The 17,108-nt window shown below is 72.2% G+C and carries 17 protein-coding genes; 8 read left to right on the top strand and 9 right to left on the bottom strand.

What is annotated here, in order from left to right:
- Nucleotides 1-78 precede the first annotated feature (78 nt).
- The 5 genes from EUA98_RS09930 to EUA98_RS09910 all read right to left on the bottom strand — a co-directional run bounded on the left by EUA98_RS09930 (nt 79) and on the right by EUA98_RS09910 (nt 5,217).
- Complete coding sequence (locus EUA98_RS09930) at nt 79-1,221, bottom strand: glycerophosphodiester phosphodiesterase family protein (protein ID WP_130102522.1); 1,143 nt, start codon at nt 1,219-1,221, stop codon at nt 79-81.
- Between the two features lie 128 nt (nt 1,222-1,349).
- Nucleotides 1,350-1,883 (bottom strand): hypothetical protein, encoded by a 534-nt coding sequence (locus tag EUA98_RS09925; RefSeq protein WP_130102521.1) that lies wholly within the window; start codon nt 1,881-1,883, stop codon nt 1,350-1,352.
- 23 nt (nt 1,884-1,906) lie between these two features.
- Nucleotides 1,907-3,349: an alkaline phosphatase gene (locus tag EUA98_RS09920; protein ID WP_242511380.1), complete on the bottom strand. Its 1,443-nt coding sequence runs from the start codon at nt 3,347-3,349 to the stop codon at nt 1,907-1,909.
- 159 nt (nt 3,350-3,508) lie between these two features.
- Nucleotides 3,509-4,855 (bottom strand): permease prefix domain 1-containing protein, encoded by a 1,347-nt coding sequence (locus EUA98_RS09915; RefSeq protein WP_130102519.1) that lies wholly within the window; start codon nt 4,853-4,855, stop codon nt 3,509-3,511.
- Nucleotides 4,855-5,217, bottom strand: a complete 363-nt coding sequence (locus EUA98_RS09910) for a PadR family transcriptional regulator (protein ID WP_130102518.1) — start codon at nt 5,215-5,217, stop codon at nt 4,855-4,857. Before EUA98_RS09910 ends, EUA98_RS09915 begins: the two co-directional genes overlap by 1 nt.
- Nucleotides 5,218-5,361: 144 nt before the next feature.
- Between EUA98_RS09910 and EUA98_RS09905 the strand changes: the two genes are divergently transcribed.
- Nucleotides 5,362-6,144: a phosphotransferase gene (locus EUA98_RS09905; RefSeq protein ID WP_130102517.1), complete on the top strand. Its 783-nt coding sequence runs from the start codon at nt 5,362-5,364 to the stop codon at nt 6,142-6,144.
- 95 nt (nt 6,145-6,239) lie between these two features.
- On the opposite strand, the gene EUA98_RS09900 is transcribed toward EUA98_RS09905, so the two are convergent.
- The gene (locus EUA98_RS09900; RefSeq protein WP_130102516.1) at nt 6,240-6,875 is read right to left on the bottom strand and encodes a helix-turn-helix domain-containing protein; all 636 of its coding nucleotides are present in this window, start codon (nt 6,873-6,875) and stop codon (nt 6,240-6,242) included.
- A gap of 47 nt (nt 6,876-6,922) precedes the next feature.
- Here EUA98_RS09900 and EUA98_RS09895 point away from each other — a divergent pair, with 47 nt between their 5' ends.
- The gene (locus tag EUA98_RS09895) at nt 6,923-7,771 is read left to right on the top strand and encodes a class I SAM-dependent methyltransferase (protein WP_130102515.1); all 849 of its coding nucleotides are present in this window, start codon (nt 6,923-6,925) and stop codon (nt 7,769-7,771) included.
- 50 nt (nt 7,772-7,821) lie between these two features.
- Nucleotides 7,822-8,784 carry an NAD(P)/FAD-dependent oxidoreductase gene (locus EUA98_RS09890; protein WP_130102514.1) on the top strand — a complete coding sequence of 321 codons (963 nt, stop codon included), beginning with the start codon at nt 7,822-7,824 and terminating at the stop codon, nt 8,782-8,784.
- Between the two features lie 126 nt (nt 8,785-8,910).
- On the opposite strand, the gene EUA98_RS09885 is transcribed toward EUA98_RS09890, so the two are convergent.
- Nucleotides 8,911-9,744 (bottom strand): alpha/beta fold hydrolase, encoded by an 834-nt coding sequence (locus EUA98_RS09885; protein ID WP_207219034.1) that lies wholly within the window; start codon nt 9,742-9,744, stop codon nt 8,911-8,913.
- A gap of 85 nt (nt 9,745-9,829) precedes the next feature.
- Between EUA98_RS09885 and EUA98_RS09880 the strand changes: the two genes are divergently transcribed.
- On the top strand, nt 9,830-10,444 hold the full coding sequence (locus EUA98_RS09880; RefSeq protein ID WP_130102513.1) for a TetR/AcrR family transcriptional regulator: 615 nt from the start codon (nt 9,830-9,832) through the stop codon (nt 10,442-10,444).
- Between the two features lie 125 nt (nt 10,445-10,569).
- Here the strand turns inward: EUA98_RS09880 and rbsD are convergent, their stop codons facing one another.
- Both rbsD and EUA98_RS09870 read right to left on the bottom strand, forming a co-directional pair.
- Nucleotides 10,570-10,962 carry a D-ribose pyranase gene (rbsD, locus tag EUA98_RS09875; RefSeq protein WP_130102512.1) on the bottom strand — a complete coding sequence of 131 codons (393 nt, stop codon included), beginning with the start codon at nt 10,960-10,962 and terminating at the stop codon, nt 10,570-10,572.
- Complete coding sequence (locus EUA98_RS09870) at nt 10,959-11,909, bottom strand: ribokinase (RefSeq protein WP_242511379.1); 951 nt, start codon at nt 11,907-11,909, stop codon at nt 10,959-10,961. The genes rbsD and EUA98_RS09870 overlap by 4 nt, the downstream gene beginning before the upstream one ends.
- A 175-nt stretch (nt 11,910-12,084) precedes the next feature.
- Here EUA98_RS09870 and EUA98_RS09865 point away from each other — a divergent pair, with 175 nt between their 5' ends.
- The 4 genes from EUA98_RS09865 (at nt 12,085) to EUA98_RS09850 (ending at nt 17,100) form a co-directional block, all read left to right on the top strand.
- Nucleotides 12,085-13,599 (top strand): FGGY-family carbohydrate kinase, encoded by a 1,515-nt coding sequence (locus EUA98_RS09865; protein ID WP_165372786.1) that lies wholly within the window; start codon nt 12,085-12,087, stop codon nt 13,597-13,599.
- 122 nt (nt 13,600-13,721) lie between these two features.
- Nucleotides 13,722-14,393 (top strand): DUF2291 family protein, encoded by a 672-nt coding sequence (locus EUA98_RS09860; RefSeq protein ID WP_130102509.1) that lies wholly within the window; start codon nt 13,722-13,724, stop codon nt 14,391-14,393.
- Nucleotides 14,390-15,982: a sugar ABC transporter ATP-binding protein gene (locus tag EUA98_RS09855; RefSeq protein WP_242511378.1), complete on the top strand. Its 1,593-nt coding sequence runs from the start codon at nt 14,390-14,392 to the stop codon at nt 15,980-15,982. Before EUA98_RS09860 ends, EUA98_RS09855 begins: the two co-directional genes overlap by 4 nt.
- Nucleotides 15,979-17,100, top strand: a complete 1,122-nt coding sequence (locus EUA98_RS09850; RefSeq protein ID WP_130102508.1) for an ABC transporter permease — start codon at nt 15,979-15,981, stop codon at nt 17,098-17,100. Before EUA98_RS09855 ends, EUA98_RS09850 begins: the two co-directional genes overlap by 4 nt.
- Nucleotides 17,101-17,108: the final 8 nt, after the last annotated feature.

Raw genomic sequence — 17,108 nt, 5'->3', positions numbered from 1 at the left:
TCGCACTTCACATCCTGCCGACGGGGACCCGTCCTCGTCTCACGACCCCCGCGTCACCAACCTCATGAGCCACAACACCTAGTGGTGGTTCCGTGCGGGGTAGGCGCGGGGGAGGGCGAGCCCGTTGCGGGCCATCACGTCGCGCGCGGTGTTCGGGTAGTCGGTGATGAGGCCGTCGACGCCGGCATCGATCAGCGACTGCATGGTCGCGTCGTCGTCGATGGTCCAGGGGATGACGAGCATCCCGGCGGCATGGGCGTCGTGGACCATCGCCGGCGTCGTGTACGGGACGTAGCCGGCGTCGGTGACCTTGCCGCTCTGCGGGTTGCCGGCGACCGGCGAGATCGCGTCGGCGTCGAAGGAAGCCGCGGCGGCGACGAGCGAGCCGCCGAAGTCGTCGATGTCGATCCCGCCGAGCCACGGCGAGGCGCCGGGCTGGCCGGCCTGGAGGAACTGCTGACCGTTCGTCAGCGCGACGATCGGCAGGCGGGGCTCGACCTCACGCATCCGCATCAGTGCGCCCCAGTCGAAGCTCTGGATCGTCACCTGGCGCAGCAGGTGCGCGGCGCGGACCTCGCGGGCGACGACCTGGACGAACTGCTCGCGGGGCGCGGTCTGCTCCGGCGCGCCCGCCTCGACCTTGGTCTCCACGTTCAGCGTGACGCCCTTGGCGCGCCGGTCGTTGACGAGGTCGAACACCTCGGACAGCAACGGCATCTGCGCACCGGGCGACAGTTGCTGGCCCGGGAACTGCGGCAGGGCCAGTGAGCCGCAGTCAAGGGTGCGCACCTGGGCCAAGGTGAGGTCCGTGATGTACGTCTTGCCGGGCACGTACGGGAACTGGGGGTCGCCCGGGGTGGCCGGCGCGGTGTCGGTGCATTTGGTGGCGACCGGGTCGCGGTCATGGGTGACTACGGCGTAGCCGTCCTTGGTGATCTGCACGTCGAGCTCGAGCGTGCTCACCCCGAGGTCGAGGGCCTTGCCGAACGAGGCAATAGTGGACTCCACGGTCAGCCCGACGCCCCCGCGGTGGGCCTGCAGGTCGAACGTGCGAGCGCGGGTGTGGTCGCCGTCGTGGTGGACGGCGTGGTCGTCGGCGCGAACGACGGCGGCGTCGGCGGGGCCTGTCGCGCCGAGCACGACGATTCCGCAGGCCAAGGCGGCGGTCATCAGCGTGGTGGTCCGGCGCGGGGCAGGTGAGATGAGCGGGGTGAGACGCATAGATGTGCTCCAGAGAAGAGGGTCGCGGTGCGGACGTGAGCGGCTGACGCTGTGGGGTGTGCGCGGGTCCTCAAACCTGGCCGGAGAGTCCACGACCCTCGACGAGCTCGCCCACCGGCAGGCCGGCGCTACTCGTTGACGAGGACCGGGATGCTCACCACGGCGCTGTGCGACCCCGGCACGGGGGCGGGCACCGTGATCGGCAGGCCGACCACGCCGGCGGTGGAGTGGAACGGCTCGGTGTCCCGCGCGGTGAAGACCTGGCGGTCGCTGCCCAGCAGATCACCCGCGGCGCCGTAGAAGTCGACGCGGACCTCGAGGTTGAGGACCTCGCTCACGTCGGAGGTGACTGCCAGGCTCCCGGTGACGGCGGAGTCCGAGAGCCGGAGTTCGGTGATCCGCAGCCGATCCGTGAACGGGCCGTCGTCCACGGACACGGTGCCGGCCGGGACGCCGACCTCGACCGAGCCCGCGGGCGCACCCTCGGGCTGTGGCTCCAGGCCGGCGACCGAGGCCGCCTGCGCGGCCGCGTCGGTCCGACCGGGGTGATCGAGCACCGCCGTGCCGGTACCGGCGCAGGCCGAGAGTCCCGCCACGACGAGAGCGAGCGAGACGAGCCGGCTCAGCGTGCTCGCGCCGAGACGGCGGGGCGCGGTGCGCACCCCGCCGTCGGCGCGAGGTCCGGTCAGGGTGCGACCTTGAGCTTGATCGCGGCGGCCATCTCGTCGTACAGGTCGGTGTTGTCCTGCTCCCCGACGAAGCGGTCGCTGCCGGGCCCGTAGCTGAAGATCGGCACGTCCGCCCCGGTGTGGTTCCCGGCGAGGTACGTCAGCCACAGCGACGCGTCGAGGCTGCCGTCGACGACCTCGGCCGGGTCGTCGAGGGTGCGGAAGGTCGCCGGCGCGAAGTTCGCCGCGTCGGCCGCTCCGGCCCCGTTGACCGGCCCGGTCGACCGGGCCGGGTCCAGGGCACTGTTGCTCGCGCGAACCGGGGTCTGGGTGGAGCTGGTCCCGGACTGGTTCGCGGGCGGTGAACCGGCTTCGGCGTTCGTGAAGGACCCCTTGCCGATGATGTTGAACCCGGCGCACTCGTGGTCCGCCGTGACGATCACGAGGGTGTTCTTGTCGCGCTGGGCGTACTCGTACGCGGCGGCGACCGCGTCGTCGAACGCCTTCATCTCGCCCAGCGTCTGGGCGGCGTCGTTCGCGTGGGACCGCTTGTCGATCATCGCGCCCTCCACCTGGAGGAAGAACCCGCGCCGGCGGGCATCGGCGCTGTGGGCGAGGAGGTCGATCGCCTTCGCGGTCATCTCGGGGAGGCTCGGCTCAGCCTGGACCTGCGCCGTCGGGAAGGCCTTGGCCTTGTTGACCTCCACCGTGAGGTTGCCGGTGTTGAACAGGCCGATCACCCGGCGGTCGTTCCCGGTCACCGCCGCGAGCTCGGCCCCGGTCGCCACGGTCGTCCCGAGGGCGCCGAGGACCTCGTAGCCGTTGGATTCCATCACCGTCTGGTCTTCGGGGGTGAAGCGGGCGTTCCCGCCACCGAGGATCACGTCGGCGACGTTGTTGCGCGCGATCTGCTGCGCGATGGGCAGGTACGGCTCCCCGCCGAGGGTCTCGCACGACGCGGGCGTGTACGTCGGGCCCTGGCAGCCACGCAGCGCGGCGTGGGCGAACATCGCCGCGGGCGTCGCGTCGGTGATCTCCGCGGTCGACACGTTCCCGGTCCGGTACCCGGCCGTCTTGGCCTGCTCCATCAGGGTCGGCACGATGGCGCCATAGGCGTCGACGCCGATGGCGGCGTTGTAGGTCTTCACCCCCGACGACCAGGCGGTCGCCGCTGATGCGGAGTCGGTGACGAGCTCGGGGGTGGCACTGTTCCGCTCCACCGCGTAGGTCTGGACCGAGCCGAGCGCCGGCAGCGACTCCATCGCCAGCTGGCCGTCGGCGCCGTAGTAGCGGATGCTCGCGGCATCGACGTGGGTCTCTCCCATCCCGTCGCCGATCAGCAGGATGACGTTCTTGGCCTTGGCCTTGCCCTTGCCTTGAGCGGGATCGCGATCGGCAGCGAGGCCGGATCCGGCGGTGAACACCGCTCCGGTGAGGGCGAGGACCGCGGTCGCGGCCACCGCGGCTATCCGTCGTGCGGACACTGGGGCTCCAAGTCGAGTAGACGTCGGGTCGACTCGAACGATAGGAGGCGGGATCGATCGCAGACCGTCGCCGGGGCAGCCACGAGGTGAACACCGGATGGCGGGCGGGGGGAGGCGTGCGCTGTCCCGGGGCTGTCACGCGAAGGCGAACGCCGGCGGGAAGACGACGACCACCACCGCGGCCCAGATCCCGTACACCGGCAGGTAGCGGGTCTGCCAGCGCTCGAGCGGGGCGAAGGCGCTGCGCCCCCGCAGGAAGCCGACGGAGAGCCGGGCCGCCCACGCGAGGTGCACGAGCAGCAGGAGATTCAGGCCGAGGGCGGCGAGCTTGTTCGGGCTGGCGCCGAACTCGGCGATCCGGGTGAGCATCGCGGTGAGCAGCACGGCGTCGACGGCGAGCGCCGCGAGGAGCAGCACCAGCTGCAGGGTGTCGAACAGGCCGGGGGGCGCCAGCGGGTCGCGGGCGGAGATCGAGTAGAGCAGCAGGCCGACGACGAGGACGAGGATCGCATCCATCAGGATGAGCAGCTCGCGGTCGACCTCGCCGAGCCCGCCGGCGGTCGCGAGGGCGCCGAGCAGCGTCAGCAGCATGATGATCGTCAGAGGCGTGAACACGCGGGTCAGGACGGGGGCGATGTTCTCGACGACGTTCTGCTTGGCCTCGACGAGCCAGGCGGCCACGACCAGCGCCCCGGGCACCGCGAACGGCAGGACCCAGCTCCCCAGCGCCTGCTCGGGGTCGATGCCGACGAGCTGCAGGACGGCGACGGTCAGCCCGGTCAGCACGCCCCCGCCGATGGCCAGCAGCGTGAAGTAGATGGCGAGCTCGCCGGTGAACCGGGCGAAGTCCATGCGCCGGCCGTCAGAACGCCACCGGCCGCCGACGTAGGCGATCCCGACGAGCAGCCACAGCGCGACGACCGCGTGCATCGCGGCGAGCGGCTCGGTGGAGCTGTCGGAGTCGAACGGGTAGACGTTCAGCAGCACAGCCAGCACGACGGCCGGCAGGACCAGCGCCGCCACCGTCCGGATGCCGAGGCGGCGTTTCCAGGCGAAGTACGCCGCCACGAACGGGACGACGAGCAGGGCGAGGTTGCGCGCGAGCGCGGCGTCGTCGAGCCAGGTGATACCGGCCCGGACGGCGAGCCCCGCCGCGACGGCGAGGGCGAGGACGACCGTGAGCTCGCGCGCGGGGGTGCCGCCGGACTCACGCGACTCCTGGGGGACCAGGGAGAGCTGCTTCCACAGCCGGTCGGAGTGCTCGCGGGCGAACTCGCGCGAGACGGCGTCGAGGTTGCCGAGCCGCTTGATGGCGACCAGGAACGCCTCGGTGTCGTCGAGCCCGGTGGCCTGCAGGTCGGTGACCTGCTCCCGGAGGTGGTCCTCGAGCTCGTCGATGTCGGCGGAGGAGATGGCTTGGTGCCGCTGGAGGTACCCGCGCCAGCGGTCGATGTCGGCATCGAGCGCGAGGTGCTGCTCCATCACGCCCACCCCTCGGCCGTGAGCGGTGGTCGCTGCCCGGACTGCCACACCTGCCGGAGCGCGTCGGCCACGACCGTCCACTGCTCCTGCCGCTCGGCGAGGGTCGCTCGGCCCGACGGCGTGATCGCGTAGTGCTTGCGGCGCCGGCCGGCCTCGGAGGTGCCCCACGACGAGGACACGTGGCCGAGGCGCTCGAGCCGGTGCAGCAGGGGGTAGAGCATGCCGTCGGTCCACTGCAGGCCTCCGCCCGACAGCTCGCTGACGCGTTTGAGGATCGCGTAGCCGTACAGGTCACCCTCTGCCAAAATGCCCAGCACGATCGGGGTCGCTGATGCGGCCACCAGGTCCTTGTCGATGTGCACGACGGCTCCTATACCTAGATGTACAAGGCATTGAACCCTAGAGGTTCTAGGTATGCAAGCGATCAGGGCTGATCGCGAGCGCCCGGAGTGGTCCGTGAGCGTCGCGTGGTGCTCGTGCGGTGGATCGTGCCTCAGAATCGGGCGATGACCGCGAGCCACAGCCGGCGACATGTCCAGCCCGCCGCACCGGCGGCCGCGGAAGGCCTGTGGTCGGACGATGAGGTCGAGGTGCCACTTCCTGGCGGCGACGTCACCGACGGGGTGGTGCGGGTCGGGGACACGGTTCGCCGCCCGATCGGTCCACATTCTCGGCTCGTGCACGACGTGCTCACGCATCTGGACCAGGTCGGCTTCGCCGGGAGCCCTCGGTTCCTCGGGCTCGACGCCAAGGGTCGCGAGGTGCTGACGTTTGTCGCCGGCGAGGTGGCGGGTCGCCCCTGGCCGGCCTGGGTGGCCGACGAGCGGCGGATCGTCAGCGTGGCTCGGCTGGTGCGTTCCTACGACGACGCCGTGGTCACGCTGCCGATCCCCGAATCCGGCGCCGATCCGCAATTTGCAGCTCCGGCCGGGACGCCGCCGTCGGTCGCCGGTCGCGCCGAGCTCCTCGGCCACATGGACGTGACCCCGGAGAATGTCGTGTTCCGCGATGCGGAGGCCGTCGCGCTGATCGATTTCGATCTGGTCAGGCCGGCCACGCGGGCGGAGGAGGTGGGCAACGTCCTTCAGTGGTGGGCGCCGCTGATGCCGATCGAGGACCGCGAACCCGTCCTGCGCGACGTCGATCCGATCGCCAGAGCCATGGTCATCGTCGATGCGTACGGGCTCTCGGACGCGGATCGCGACCTGCTCGTTCCCGTGATGCGGAACGCTGCCGATCGCACCTGGTACCTGATGAAGCAGCGCGCGGAGGATCTCGGCGGTGGCTAGCGACGGATGTGGGACGAGGGCGTCGGCGACCGCATCCTGCGCCGCCAGAAGTGGCTCGAGGTCCACGAGCAGGAGCTGCGCGACGCCGTCGGCCGCTAGCCGGACGTCTCTGGCGCCGCCGGCGCCCCTGCTTCGTCCGCATCGTTCGCCCCGCCCCGCCCCGGCGTAGGCATGTGGGCCCGCTCCCCGTCCTGGTCGAAGATCGTCAGGATCTCTGCCGGCCCGTCCGCAGCCCCGAGCGAGTGCGGCACCATCGTGGAGAACTCGGCAGCGTCACCGGCCTCCACCAGCATCACCCGGTCGCCCAGGTAGAGCCGGATGGTCCCCGACAGCACGGTGAACCACTCGCGCCCCGGGTGCACGCCCTGGCGATCCGGACCGGAGGGGTGATCGGGGGAGAAGCGCATCTTGGCGACGGTCACCCCGCGCACGGTGCTCTCGCGGGACATCAGCCACGTCGTGATCCCGGCCGCCTGCTGGGGCTCGGGGTGGATCACGACGTCGTCGTCGGCGACGGTCTCGACGAGGTGGTCGAGCGTGGTGTCGAGGGCGCGGGCGATCGGCACCAGCTGGTCGAGGGCGATGCGCCGGTGGCCCGTCTCGATCCGGCTCAGCGTCGAGGGACTCAGGTAGCAGCGGGCCGCCAAGGCGTCGAGGGACCAGCCGCGCGCGAGGCGCAGGCCGCGGATCCGCTGGCGGATCACAGCATCCAGATCAAGTTCTTGCTTCATGCGCAAGATGCTATGCCCTAGAGGCAATTCGTGCCTAGTCTGGAGCCATGCCCCACCACGACGCGCACGCCCACCACGGCACCGGCCATGACCACGACGCCCACTCGCAGGACCTGCCCGAGCTCCTCGACCTCGACGCCCAGGTCCTCGGCGCGTACCTGCCGGCCGTGACCGCATGGACCGCCGAGCACGCCACCGACGTCCGGACCGTGCTGGACCTCGGCGCGGGGACCGGCGTCGGCTCGGTCGCCCTGGCGCAGCGCTTCCCCGAGGCGCAGGTCGTCGCGCTCGAGCGGTCGCCGGTGATGATCGATCACCTCACCGCCACCAGCCGCGACCACGGTCTGACCAGCCGCCTTCGGGTAGTCCCCGCAGACCTCGACGAGGACTGGCCCGACCTCGGCCCCGCCGACCTGATCTGGGCCGCGAGCTCCCTGCACGAGGTCGCCGACCCCGCCCGGGTGCTCCGCGCCGTCCACGATGCCCTGCGCCCCGGGGGAGTCGCGATGATCCTCGAGATGGGCGCCCTGCCCAGCCTGCTGCCCGACGACGTCGGCTCCGGTCGCCCCGGTCTCGAGGCTCGCTGCCACGCAGCCCTCGCCACGGCGGGCTGGAACGCCTACCCCGACTGGGCGCCCGCCCTCCAAGCTGCCGGGCTCGACGTCGTCGAGCAGCGCCGGTTCCCGGTCGAGGTCGGCCCCGGGAACCCGCAGGCCGAGGTGTACGCCCGCGCCTGGCTGGGCCACCAGCGCACCTTCCTCGCCGACGCCCTGGCGGCCGAGGACGTGGCCACCCTCGACCGCCTCCTGGCCGACCAGGGCCCCGACGCCCTGCTCTCCAGCACACGTCTGACCATCCGCGGCAGCCGCATCGCCTGGCTCGCCCGCCGCCCCTGAACCCCGCCCCTGAACCCCCGCCCCGCACCCCGACCCGCCAGGAGCCCGCCATGACCTCCCCGACCGAACCGCACCGGCACGACGTCGTCATCGTCGGCGGGGGAGCGGCCGGCCTCAGCGCCGCCGTGACCCTCGCCCGCTCCCTGCGCGACGTCCTCGTGATCGACGCGGGCGAGCCGCGCAACGCCCCAGCCGTGGGCGCGCACAACCTTCTCGGACGCGAGGGCGTCGCCCCCCTCGACCTGCTCGAGGCCGGGCGGCAGGAGGCCGCCGCCTACGGCGCGCAGATCCGCCGCGGCCGCGCCACCACGGCCCGCCGCACCCCCGACGGCTTCGACGTCACCCTGGCCGACGGCGACACCGTGACCGCCCGCCGCCTGCTGCTCGCCACCGGTCTGGTCGACGAGCTGCCCGACGTCCCGGGCGTCCGCGAGCTGTGGGGCACGCACGTGCTGCACTGCCCGTACTGCCACGGCTACGAGGTGCGCGGTCGCCGCATCGGGGTGCTCGCCACCAGCCCCAACGCCCTGCACCAGACCCTCCTGCTGCGCCAGCTCAGCGCCGACATCACCCTCTTCCTCCACGAGGCCCCCGAGCCCGACGACGAGGCTTGGGTGCAGCTCGAAGCCCTCGGCATCTGCGTGGTCACCGGTCAGGTCCGCGAGCTGGCCCGCGACGGCGACTGCCTGCGCGCCGTCGTGCTCGCCGACGGGCACGCCTTCGCCGTGGACGCCGTCGCCGTGCAGCCGCGGTTCGTCGCCCGGGGCGACCTCTACGAACAGCTGGGCGGCACGCTGACCGAGAACCCCCTGGGCCGCCACATCACGAGGGACCCCGCGGGAGCGACCGACCTGCCCGGGGTCTGGACCGCGGGCAACGCCGGCGACCTCAGCGCCATGGTCGGCGCCTCCGCGGCCCAGGGCGTGATGGCCGGTGCGGCGATCAACGCCGACCTCGTCATGGCCGACGTCCACGCCGCGGTCCAGGCCCGCGCGACAGCCCGCCGCTCCTGACGGGACGCGCCAGGCGGCCCGTCATCGAGAACAGCCAGGGTGCGCCCGGCGAGCCCGGCTCCACCGACGTCTCGAGGCGCGGGCCGAAGTGAACAGTGCCCGGTCGTCGCTGACCCCGGCGGGTGGTCAGGGCGACACCCCGGGCGCCGCGTGCTCTGCCCAGAAGCCGTGGACCGACCGGACGAACTCGGCCGGCGTCTCCAACGGCACCAGATAGGCCGCGCCCTCCACGGCGACCGAGGACCCGTGCGGTACCAGCCTCGCCGCCGCGCGCGCTTGCTCGGCCGACCAGTCGTGATGATCGCTGCCGGTGATGAAGAGGGTCGGCGCCTGGATGGACGGTAGGGCCGGAGTCAGGTCTTCCCGGTGGAGCGAGATCGAGACGACCGCGTTGGCGAGCCCTCGCCGGTCCGCGGACGCGAACGAGTCGCGGACGAGGGCGACGGCCGCCGCGTCGCGCTCGCGAGTGCGCTCGGACAGGAGCACGTCGGTCACCGAGTCGACCAGGAACCGCACGGGCCCGAAGGCGCGGTACAGCGCGAGCAGGAGGTGCGTCTGCAGCCGCCCGCCTCGGGTGTAGGCGTGCACGGGGGTGCCGGCGGTGACCAGGGTGCGGACGAGGTCGGGCCGGCGCGAGGCGAGGACGATGCCCACGTGGCCGCCCCACGCGTTCCCCACCCAGTCCACCGGGCCGTCGACGCCGACCTCCGCCAGCACCGCCACGGCCGCGTCCGCGCAGTCCTGCATCGTGTAGCGGTGGCCGGGATCGCCGCTCGGGCCATGGCCGGGGCCGGTCACCACGACAAGGCGCCGATCTCTGGCCAGCTCGGGTTCCACACGCTCCCAGCTGCGGCTGTCGACGAAGAGGCTGTGCCACAGCAGGGTGGGCCGGGCGCCGCCGGGATCGGTGTCGCGCACCAGCAGCGGGCCGACCGACGTGGTGATCATCTGCTCGGGCATCGTGGGCTCCGTTCCCACTTGACGCTGTCAACAAGGACGAGTTTTCCCCGGTAGGTTGGCGGTGTCAACCTACGAACGGAGTCGGATGTCAGCGGACGCGGCACTGCCCGACCGGCTCATCACCGCTGCCCTCGAACTGCTCGCGGACCAGCCCGCGGAGGAGCTCAGCATCCGCCAGGTGGCGCAGCGGGTCGGAGTGAGCCACCAGGCGCCGTACGTCCACTTCGGCGATCGACGACGGTTCCTGGCGGCCGTCGCCGGCGCCGGGCTCGAGGTCGCGGCCGCGGATGCGCAGTCGCGCGTGACCTCCGCCGGACCGGACCCCGCGGTGCGCCTGCGCGCTCTCGTCCGCGCCTATCTGTCGTTCGTGGACGAGCGACCATACGTCCACGACCTCGCCTATGGGCCGCTCGTCGCGATGCGCGACCATCCTCGCCTCCAGGCGGCGGCGCTGGCGTACTGGAACCTCCTTCGAGACACCGTCGCCGCGAACCAACCGGTCGGCGTCCCGGCGGCCGAGGTGCTCCGGCGTGCAGCGACCGCCTGGGGGACGGTGTACGGGATCGCCCGGCTCGACGCCGCACACAAGATCCCCCGAACCGTGCCCGCCGATCGCTCCCAGCTGCTCGACGACGCGATCAAAACTCTGCTCGAAGGCTGGCGCGCCCCCTCAGCCCCCGGCGAGCGTCCGTCGAGATAGTCCTTCCGCGGCGAGATCGTCGGTTTCGACGGACTATCTCGGCACAGATAGACGATCTCGGCATCTGCCCCTCCTGGGGGCTGGGAGCCGGGAGCGGGGAGCGGGGAGGTGCGGGGCGACCCGGGCTAGACGGCGAAGGGGACGCCGCAGCGCAGGATCACGTTCGCGTAGGCGGTGTCCTCGCCGGTGCGGATGACGAGCTGCGCGCGGGCGACCATCGCCTTGAGGTCGTCGTGCGCGATGCGCTCCGCCGGGGCGTCCAGGCGGGCGTCGACCCACCCGCCGGCGGCGGTGCCGTCCGCCGGCTCGGAGACCCACGCGTGCTCGACGACGATGTCCGCGAGCAGGGCGTCGAGCACGTCGGTGAACCGGGGGAGACCGAAGACGATCGCGAGATCGACGACGGGCACGTTCGCCGGCACGGGCAGGCCCGCGTCGGCCACGACGACCAGGTCGGTGTGGCCGAGCCGGGCGAGGTGGCCGGCGAGCGGGGCATTGATGATTCCGGAGCGCTTCATGGCAGCGGATCGTCCTTCCAGGGGTAGGAGGCTTGGGCACCGAGTCGTTGCACAGAGAAGGCCGCGACGCCCGTGGCCGTGGCGGCGGCGTCGGCCAGCGGGTGGCCGGCGGCGAGTGCGGCGGCGAGCGCCCCGACGAACGCATCGCCGGCGCCGGTGGTGTCGCGCACGGGGACCGTCCGGGCCGGCAGGGACCATTCGCCGTCGGCCCCGATGCCCACCGCGCCCAGGCGGCCCAGGGTCACCACGACCGACCGGACGCCGTACGCCCGCAGCGCGCGCGCGGCGGCCAGCGCCTCCGCGTGCGTGGCCGGGGTCCCGCCCGTGACCGCAGGAGCAGGCGACGGCCCGTCCTCGGCGCGCAGCCACCCGAGCAGCAGGGCGACCTCGTGCTCGTTGACGACGAGCGGGTCGGCGAGGCGCAGCGTGGCGATCGGGAGCTGGCACGCGGGTGCGAGGTTGAGGACCACGCGCACGTCCTCGGCGGCCGCGATCGCCGCGGCGCGCGTGACCGCCTCGAGCGGGATCTCCGCCTGGAGCAGGCAGATCCGGGCGCCGCCGACGACGGCTCGGGCAGCCTCGACCACCGCCGGCGTGACGGCCGCGTTCGCCCCCGGGACGACGACGATCGTGTTCTCGCCGTCGTCGGCCAGGGTGACCACCGCGAGGCCGGTGGGGCCCGGGACGCGCGCCATCGCCTCGAGATCGACGTCGGCCGCGGTGAGCTCGCTCAGCGCCACGGCCGCGTTCGGGTCGCCGCCGACCGCGCCCACCATCGCCGTGCGGGCGCCGAGGCGCGCGGCCGCGACGGCCTGGTTCGCGCCCTTGCCGCCCGCGAAGAGCTCGCCGGAGCCGCCGATGAGCGTCTCGCCCGGTCGGGGGTGCCGCGCGACGGTGAGGACCAGATCGACATTGGTGGAGCCGACGACGACGACGTCCCAGCGCACGGATGATCTCCTTCGATCGGTCGGTGCCCACCCGGCGGGGGTTGACATCTGCCGTGAGTCTACCTACGTTTGGCGGAGTTCATTCAAGCCGGAATCAATATTCACCCTCAGGCGGTCAGCGTTGATCGAGAAGCAGGTTCGACAGGACGGCTCCCCATCGGGGGCGGCCGACGCCGTGCCCGACGCCGGTCTCGTGCTGTCGATCGACCAGGGCACCACGAATGCCAAGGCCCTTCTGGTCGATCCGCGCACCGGCCGCGCAGTGGCGAGCGGTGCGGTCGCCGTCGGCATCTCCTTCCCGGCGCCGGGGTGGGTCGAGCAGGACCCCGCCGAGATCTGGTCGGCCACCGTCGGAGCCGTCACCGCCTGTCTGGCCGCCGCGGCCGGCGCTGTCCCGGTGGCGATCGCGGTGACCAACCAGCGTGAGTCGGTCGTCGCCTGGAACCGGCGCACGGGAGCGCCGCTGGGGCCCGTCCTCGGCTGGCAGGACGCCCGCACCGCCGCCGCGTGCGACCAGCTCGTCGCCGCCGGGGTGGCCGACGAGGTCCGGGCGCGCACCGGCCTGTCGCTCGACCCGATGTTCTCGGCGCCCAAGATGCGGCTGCTGCTCGACCGGGCGGTGGCCGCCGGGGTCGCAGCCGAGGACGTCTGCCTGGGGACCGTCGATGCCTGGCTGATCTGGAACCTCACCGGGGGCGCGGTCTTCGCCACGGAGGCGGGCAACGCCTCCCGCACGCTGCTCTTCGACCTGACCTCTCTCGACTGGCACCCGCGGCTCCTCGAGGTGTTCGGGATCCCCGCGACTGCGCTGCCCGAGGTCCGGGCGTCCGACGCGGGCTTCGGCGTGACCGCCGCGGGGGTGCTCCCGGCCGGCGTGCCGATCGTGGCGGTCCTCGCGGACTCGCACGCGGCGCTCTACCACCACGGGTGTACCGAACCCGGCGCCGGCAAGGCGACCTACGGCACCGGTTCGTCGATCATGACACCGTGCCTCGGCCCGGATGCGGCCCCCGCGGGGATCGCGACCACGCTCGCCTGGCTGACGGCCGTGCCGACCTACGCACGGGAGGGCAACATCCTCGCGTCCGGCTCGGCGCTCGACTGGATGGCCCGCACGCTCGGGGGCGACGCGGACCGGTCCGGTGGCGCGTTCCTCACCGAGCTCGCGGCCGACGCCGACGACACCGGGGGAGTGCACCTCGTGCCCGCGTTCACCGGGCTCGGTGCCCCGTACTGGGACCGCGCCGCCACCGGGGTGGTCACCGGCGTGACCGGGGGCACCACCCGGTCCCAGCTCGCGCGCGCGGCGCTCGAGGCGGTGGCGCACCAGGTGGCCGACGTCGTCGAGGCGATCGAGTCCGACGGCCGCGCGCGCATCGACGTGCTGCACGCCGATGGCGGCGCGACCGCGAGCGGACTGCTGATGCAGCTCCAGGCGGACCTGATCGGCCGACCGGTGCACGTCGCCGATGCGTCGGAGGCGTCCGCACTCGGCGTCGCGCTGCTCGCCGCGCGCACGCTCGGCCTGGTCCCGACCGACCCGATCGGCGGCACGGACCAGGCGAGCGAGGCCACCGCCCCCGCGATCGGGGCGACCGAACGTGCCGCACGCCGGCGGGCGTGGGCGACCGCGGTGGCCCGCTCGCGCGGCCGCACCGTCCCACCCGACGGGTCCGTCGCCACGACGTGACCCGAACGACAGCGTGACCCGAACGACAGCGTGACCTGAACGACAGCTCGACCTGAACGACAGCTCGACCTGCACGTTCGACTGCGTGACCTGCACATTCATCCTCAAGGGAGAGGTACCCGATGGCGACCAATGTTCCGCCCCGGCACATTCCGGTGTGGCGGCGGCCTGTCGTGATCCGCGCGGTGATCGCGCTCGGGATCGTCGGCGCGATGGCGGCGACGACGACCACGATCTCCGCTGACGACACGGAGGCGGCCTCGGTGGGCCAGCACGTGTTCGATGCGGTCGAGTACGCGACCGCGAAGTACGACTCCGAGGTCGTACCGGCGATCACCGACAACGCGATCGAGATCACCGAGCTGGTGCCGCAGATCATCACCGACCCGCAGGCGGCCGGTGAGCAGTTCGGTCACCACGACGGGCCGACGTCACCGTTCGCCTACCCGGTGACGGGGACCGGTGTGGCGGGCCCGGTCGCCGGCACCCTCCTGCCGGTCACCATCGCCGGCATGCCGGCGGGCGTCACCGTGATGCTCCAGATCGGTCCGGCGATCAACGGGACGGCGCTGCGCGACGCGACCGGCCTGATCGACTTCGGCGACTTCCTCAACCAGATGGAGTACGCCAACGCCTCCACCGAGCTCAACACCCTGGTCAAGTCCGACGTCCTCGCCGGCTTCGACGCCGCCGCGGCCGAGGGCAAGACGGTCACCTTCACCGGTGCGTTCGCCTACGGGAGCAACCCGGCCGTGCTCCAGGTGACCCCGGTCGAGCTGGCGGTCACCCCGTGACCGCCCCCGCCGTCGCGACGGACACCCACCCGGTGGTGATGCGCGCACGCGACATCACCAAGGTGTACGGCGGCACGCACGCCCTGCGCGGGGTCGACTTCGCGATCCGGGCCGGCTGCGTGACCGCCCTGTTCGGGGAGAACGGCGCCGGCAAGTCGACGCTGATGAAGATCCTCGCGGGGGTCGAGACCCCCACCACGGGCACGCTCGAGCTGTTCGGTGAGGCCGCCGTCTTCGCCTCGCCGGTCGAGGCCGTGGACCGCGGCGTCGCGATCATCCACCAGGAGCTCAACCTCTGCCCGAACCTGTCGGTCACGGACAACCTGTTCATGGGACGTGAGCTGATCCGGGGCGGGCTCTTCGTGAACGAGGGGGCCCAGAAGCTCATCGTGGCGGACGTGCTGGCCCGGCTCGAGGAGAAGATCGACCCGAACGCGCTGGTCAGCGAGCTGCGCCTCGGGCAGCAGCAGGTGGTCGAGATCGCCCGGGCGATCTCCTTCGAGGCCCGCGTGCTGATCATGGACGAGCCGACGTCGGCCCTGTCGGCCGCCGAGGTCGAGGTGCTGTTTCGGGTCATCCGCGAGCTGACGGCCACCGGGGTGGCGATCGTCTACATCTCCCACCACCTCGAAGAGGCGCTGCTGATCGCCGACGACGTCGTCGTGCTGCGTGACGGTGCGCTGGTCGCGGTCGCGCCCGCGGACGAGGTCGACATCGCCTGGGTCGTCGCCAACATGGTGGGCCGCAACCCCGACGACCTGTACCCCGAGATGGGCGCGCCCGTCGGCGAGGCGTTGCTCGAGGTGCGCGGCCTGAGCGTGGCCGACCCGGCCAACCCGGGCCGGATGGCGGTCGCCGATCTCGACCTGACCGTCCGTGCGGGGGAGATCGTGTGCCTGTACGGGCTGATGGGCGCCGGACGCACCGAGCTGCTCGAGACCCTGGCCGGCCGGTTGCCGGTGCAGAAGGGGTCCGTGCACGTCGACGGCCGGGACGTCACCGCGGCGTCGATCGCGGACCGGATCGAGCTCGGGATGGCCCTCGTCCCCGAGGACCGGCAGCGCGACGGCCTGGTGCAGACCATGTCGGTCGGGGACAACCTGTCCCTCGCCTCGATCCGGTCGTTCCTCAGCGGGCCGTTCGTCTCCGGTCGTCGCGAGCAGGTCGCGGTGAAGCGGACCATCGTCGACGTCACCGTCAAGACCCTCGGACCCGGCGCCGCGATCGGGTCGCTGTCGGGCGGGAACCAGCAGAAGGTCGTCATCGGCAAGGTCCTGCTGACGGCGCCGCGGGTGCTGCTGCTGGACGAGCCGACGCGCGGCATCGACGTCGGCGCGAAGGCTGACATCTTCACCCTCATGGCGGAGCAGGCCCGATCGGGCCGCGCGGTGCTGTTCGCGACCTCCGAGCTCGGTGAGGCGTTGAACGCGGCCGACCGCGTTCTCGTGATGCACCGCGGCCGGGTGGTCCGCGAGCTGGACCCCCGCACCACGACCAAAGAAGACCTCATGGCGGCGTCGGACGACGCGGCATCGCCCCCAGAAACGACCAACGACGTCAGCGACGACGCGAACGGAGCCCTCGCATGAACCGCTCGGCACAGCAGCCGGCCCAGCGCCCGGCCTGGTCCCTCAGGGTCGGTGACGTCCTGCTCGAGCTGCGGGCGTTCATCGCCCTGGCGGTGATCATCGTGATCTTCGCGGCGCTGTCGGACAACTACCTCAACCCGTCGAACCTCATCACGATGTCCCGGCACGTCGCGATCAACGCGATCCTCGCCCTCGGCATGCTGCTCGTGATCCTCACCGGCGGGATCGACCTCTCCGTCGGATCGATCGTCGGTCTGTCCGGCATCGTGGCCGGCGTGCTCCTGCAGGGGTGGGAGATCACCTCGTTCAACGTGATCCTCTTCCCGCAGGTCTGGGCCGTCATCGTCATCTCGCTCGTGGTCGGCACGGTGGTCGGCGCCTTCAACGGGATCTTGATCACAAGATTCAAGGTCGCACCGTTCATCGCCACCCTCGGCATGCTCTACGTCGCCCGCGGCACCGCGCTGCTGATCTCCAACGGCGCGACCTTCCCCCGGCTGGGCGGCTCGCCCGAGCTCGGCAACACCGGGTTCAGCTTCCTCGGCACCGGCCGGATCGGGGGCATCCCCGTCTCGATCTGGCTGATGGTGCTGTTCGCGATCGTGATCTGGGTGCTGATCCGCAAGATGCCGTTCGGGCGCTGGCTGTACGCCACGGGCGGCAACGCGCGGGCGGCGGAGCTCTCCGGGGTGCCCGTGAAGAAGGTCACGACCCGCGTCTACATGGTCTCGGGCCTTTGCGCCGCGATGGTCGGGTTGATCATCGCCTCCGAGCTCACCTCGGCCGCTCCCCAGACCGGGGAGACGTTCGAGCTGAACGCGATCGCCGCCGTCGTGATCGGCGGGGCCTCGCTGGCCGGTGGCCGCGGGACCGTGCGCGGCGCCCTCGTCGGGGCGTTCGTGATCGGGTTCCTGTCCGACGGGCTCGTCATGGTCGGGGTCTCCACCTTCTGGCAGATCGTCATCAAGGGCGCGGTCATCGTGCTCGCCGTGATGCTCGACCAGGGCCAGCAGAGCCTCAAGCGCTCGCAGGCCGCGGCTGTCGCCGCAGCGAGCGTCCGCCATTCCGAGCCGCCGGCGTCCACGCCCGCCCCGCCCACTGCCCCCGTCGCCGTGTAAGTCACGGC

This window comes from Pengzhenrongella frigida (assembly GCF_004168625.1).
Lineage (GTDB): Bacteria > Actinomycetota > Actinomycetes > Actinomycetales > Cellulomonadaceae > Pengzhenrongella > Pengzhenrongella frigida.
Note: the sequence above shows the minus strand (reverse complement) of the source record. Positions and strands in the feature narration are given on the sequence as shown.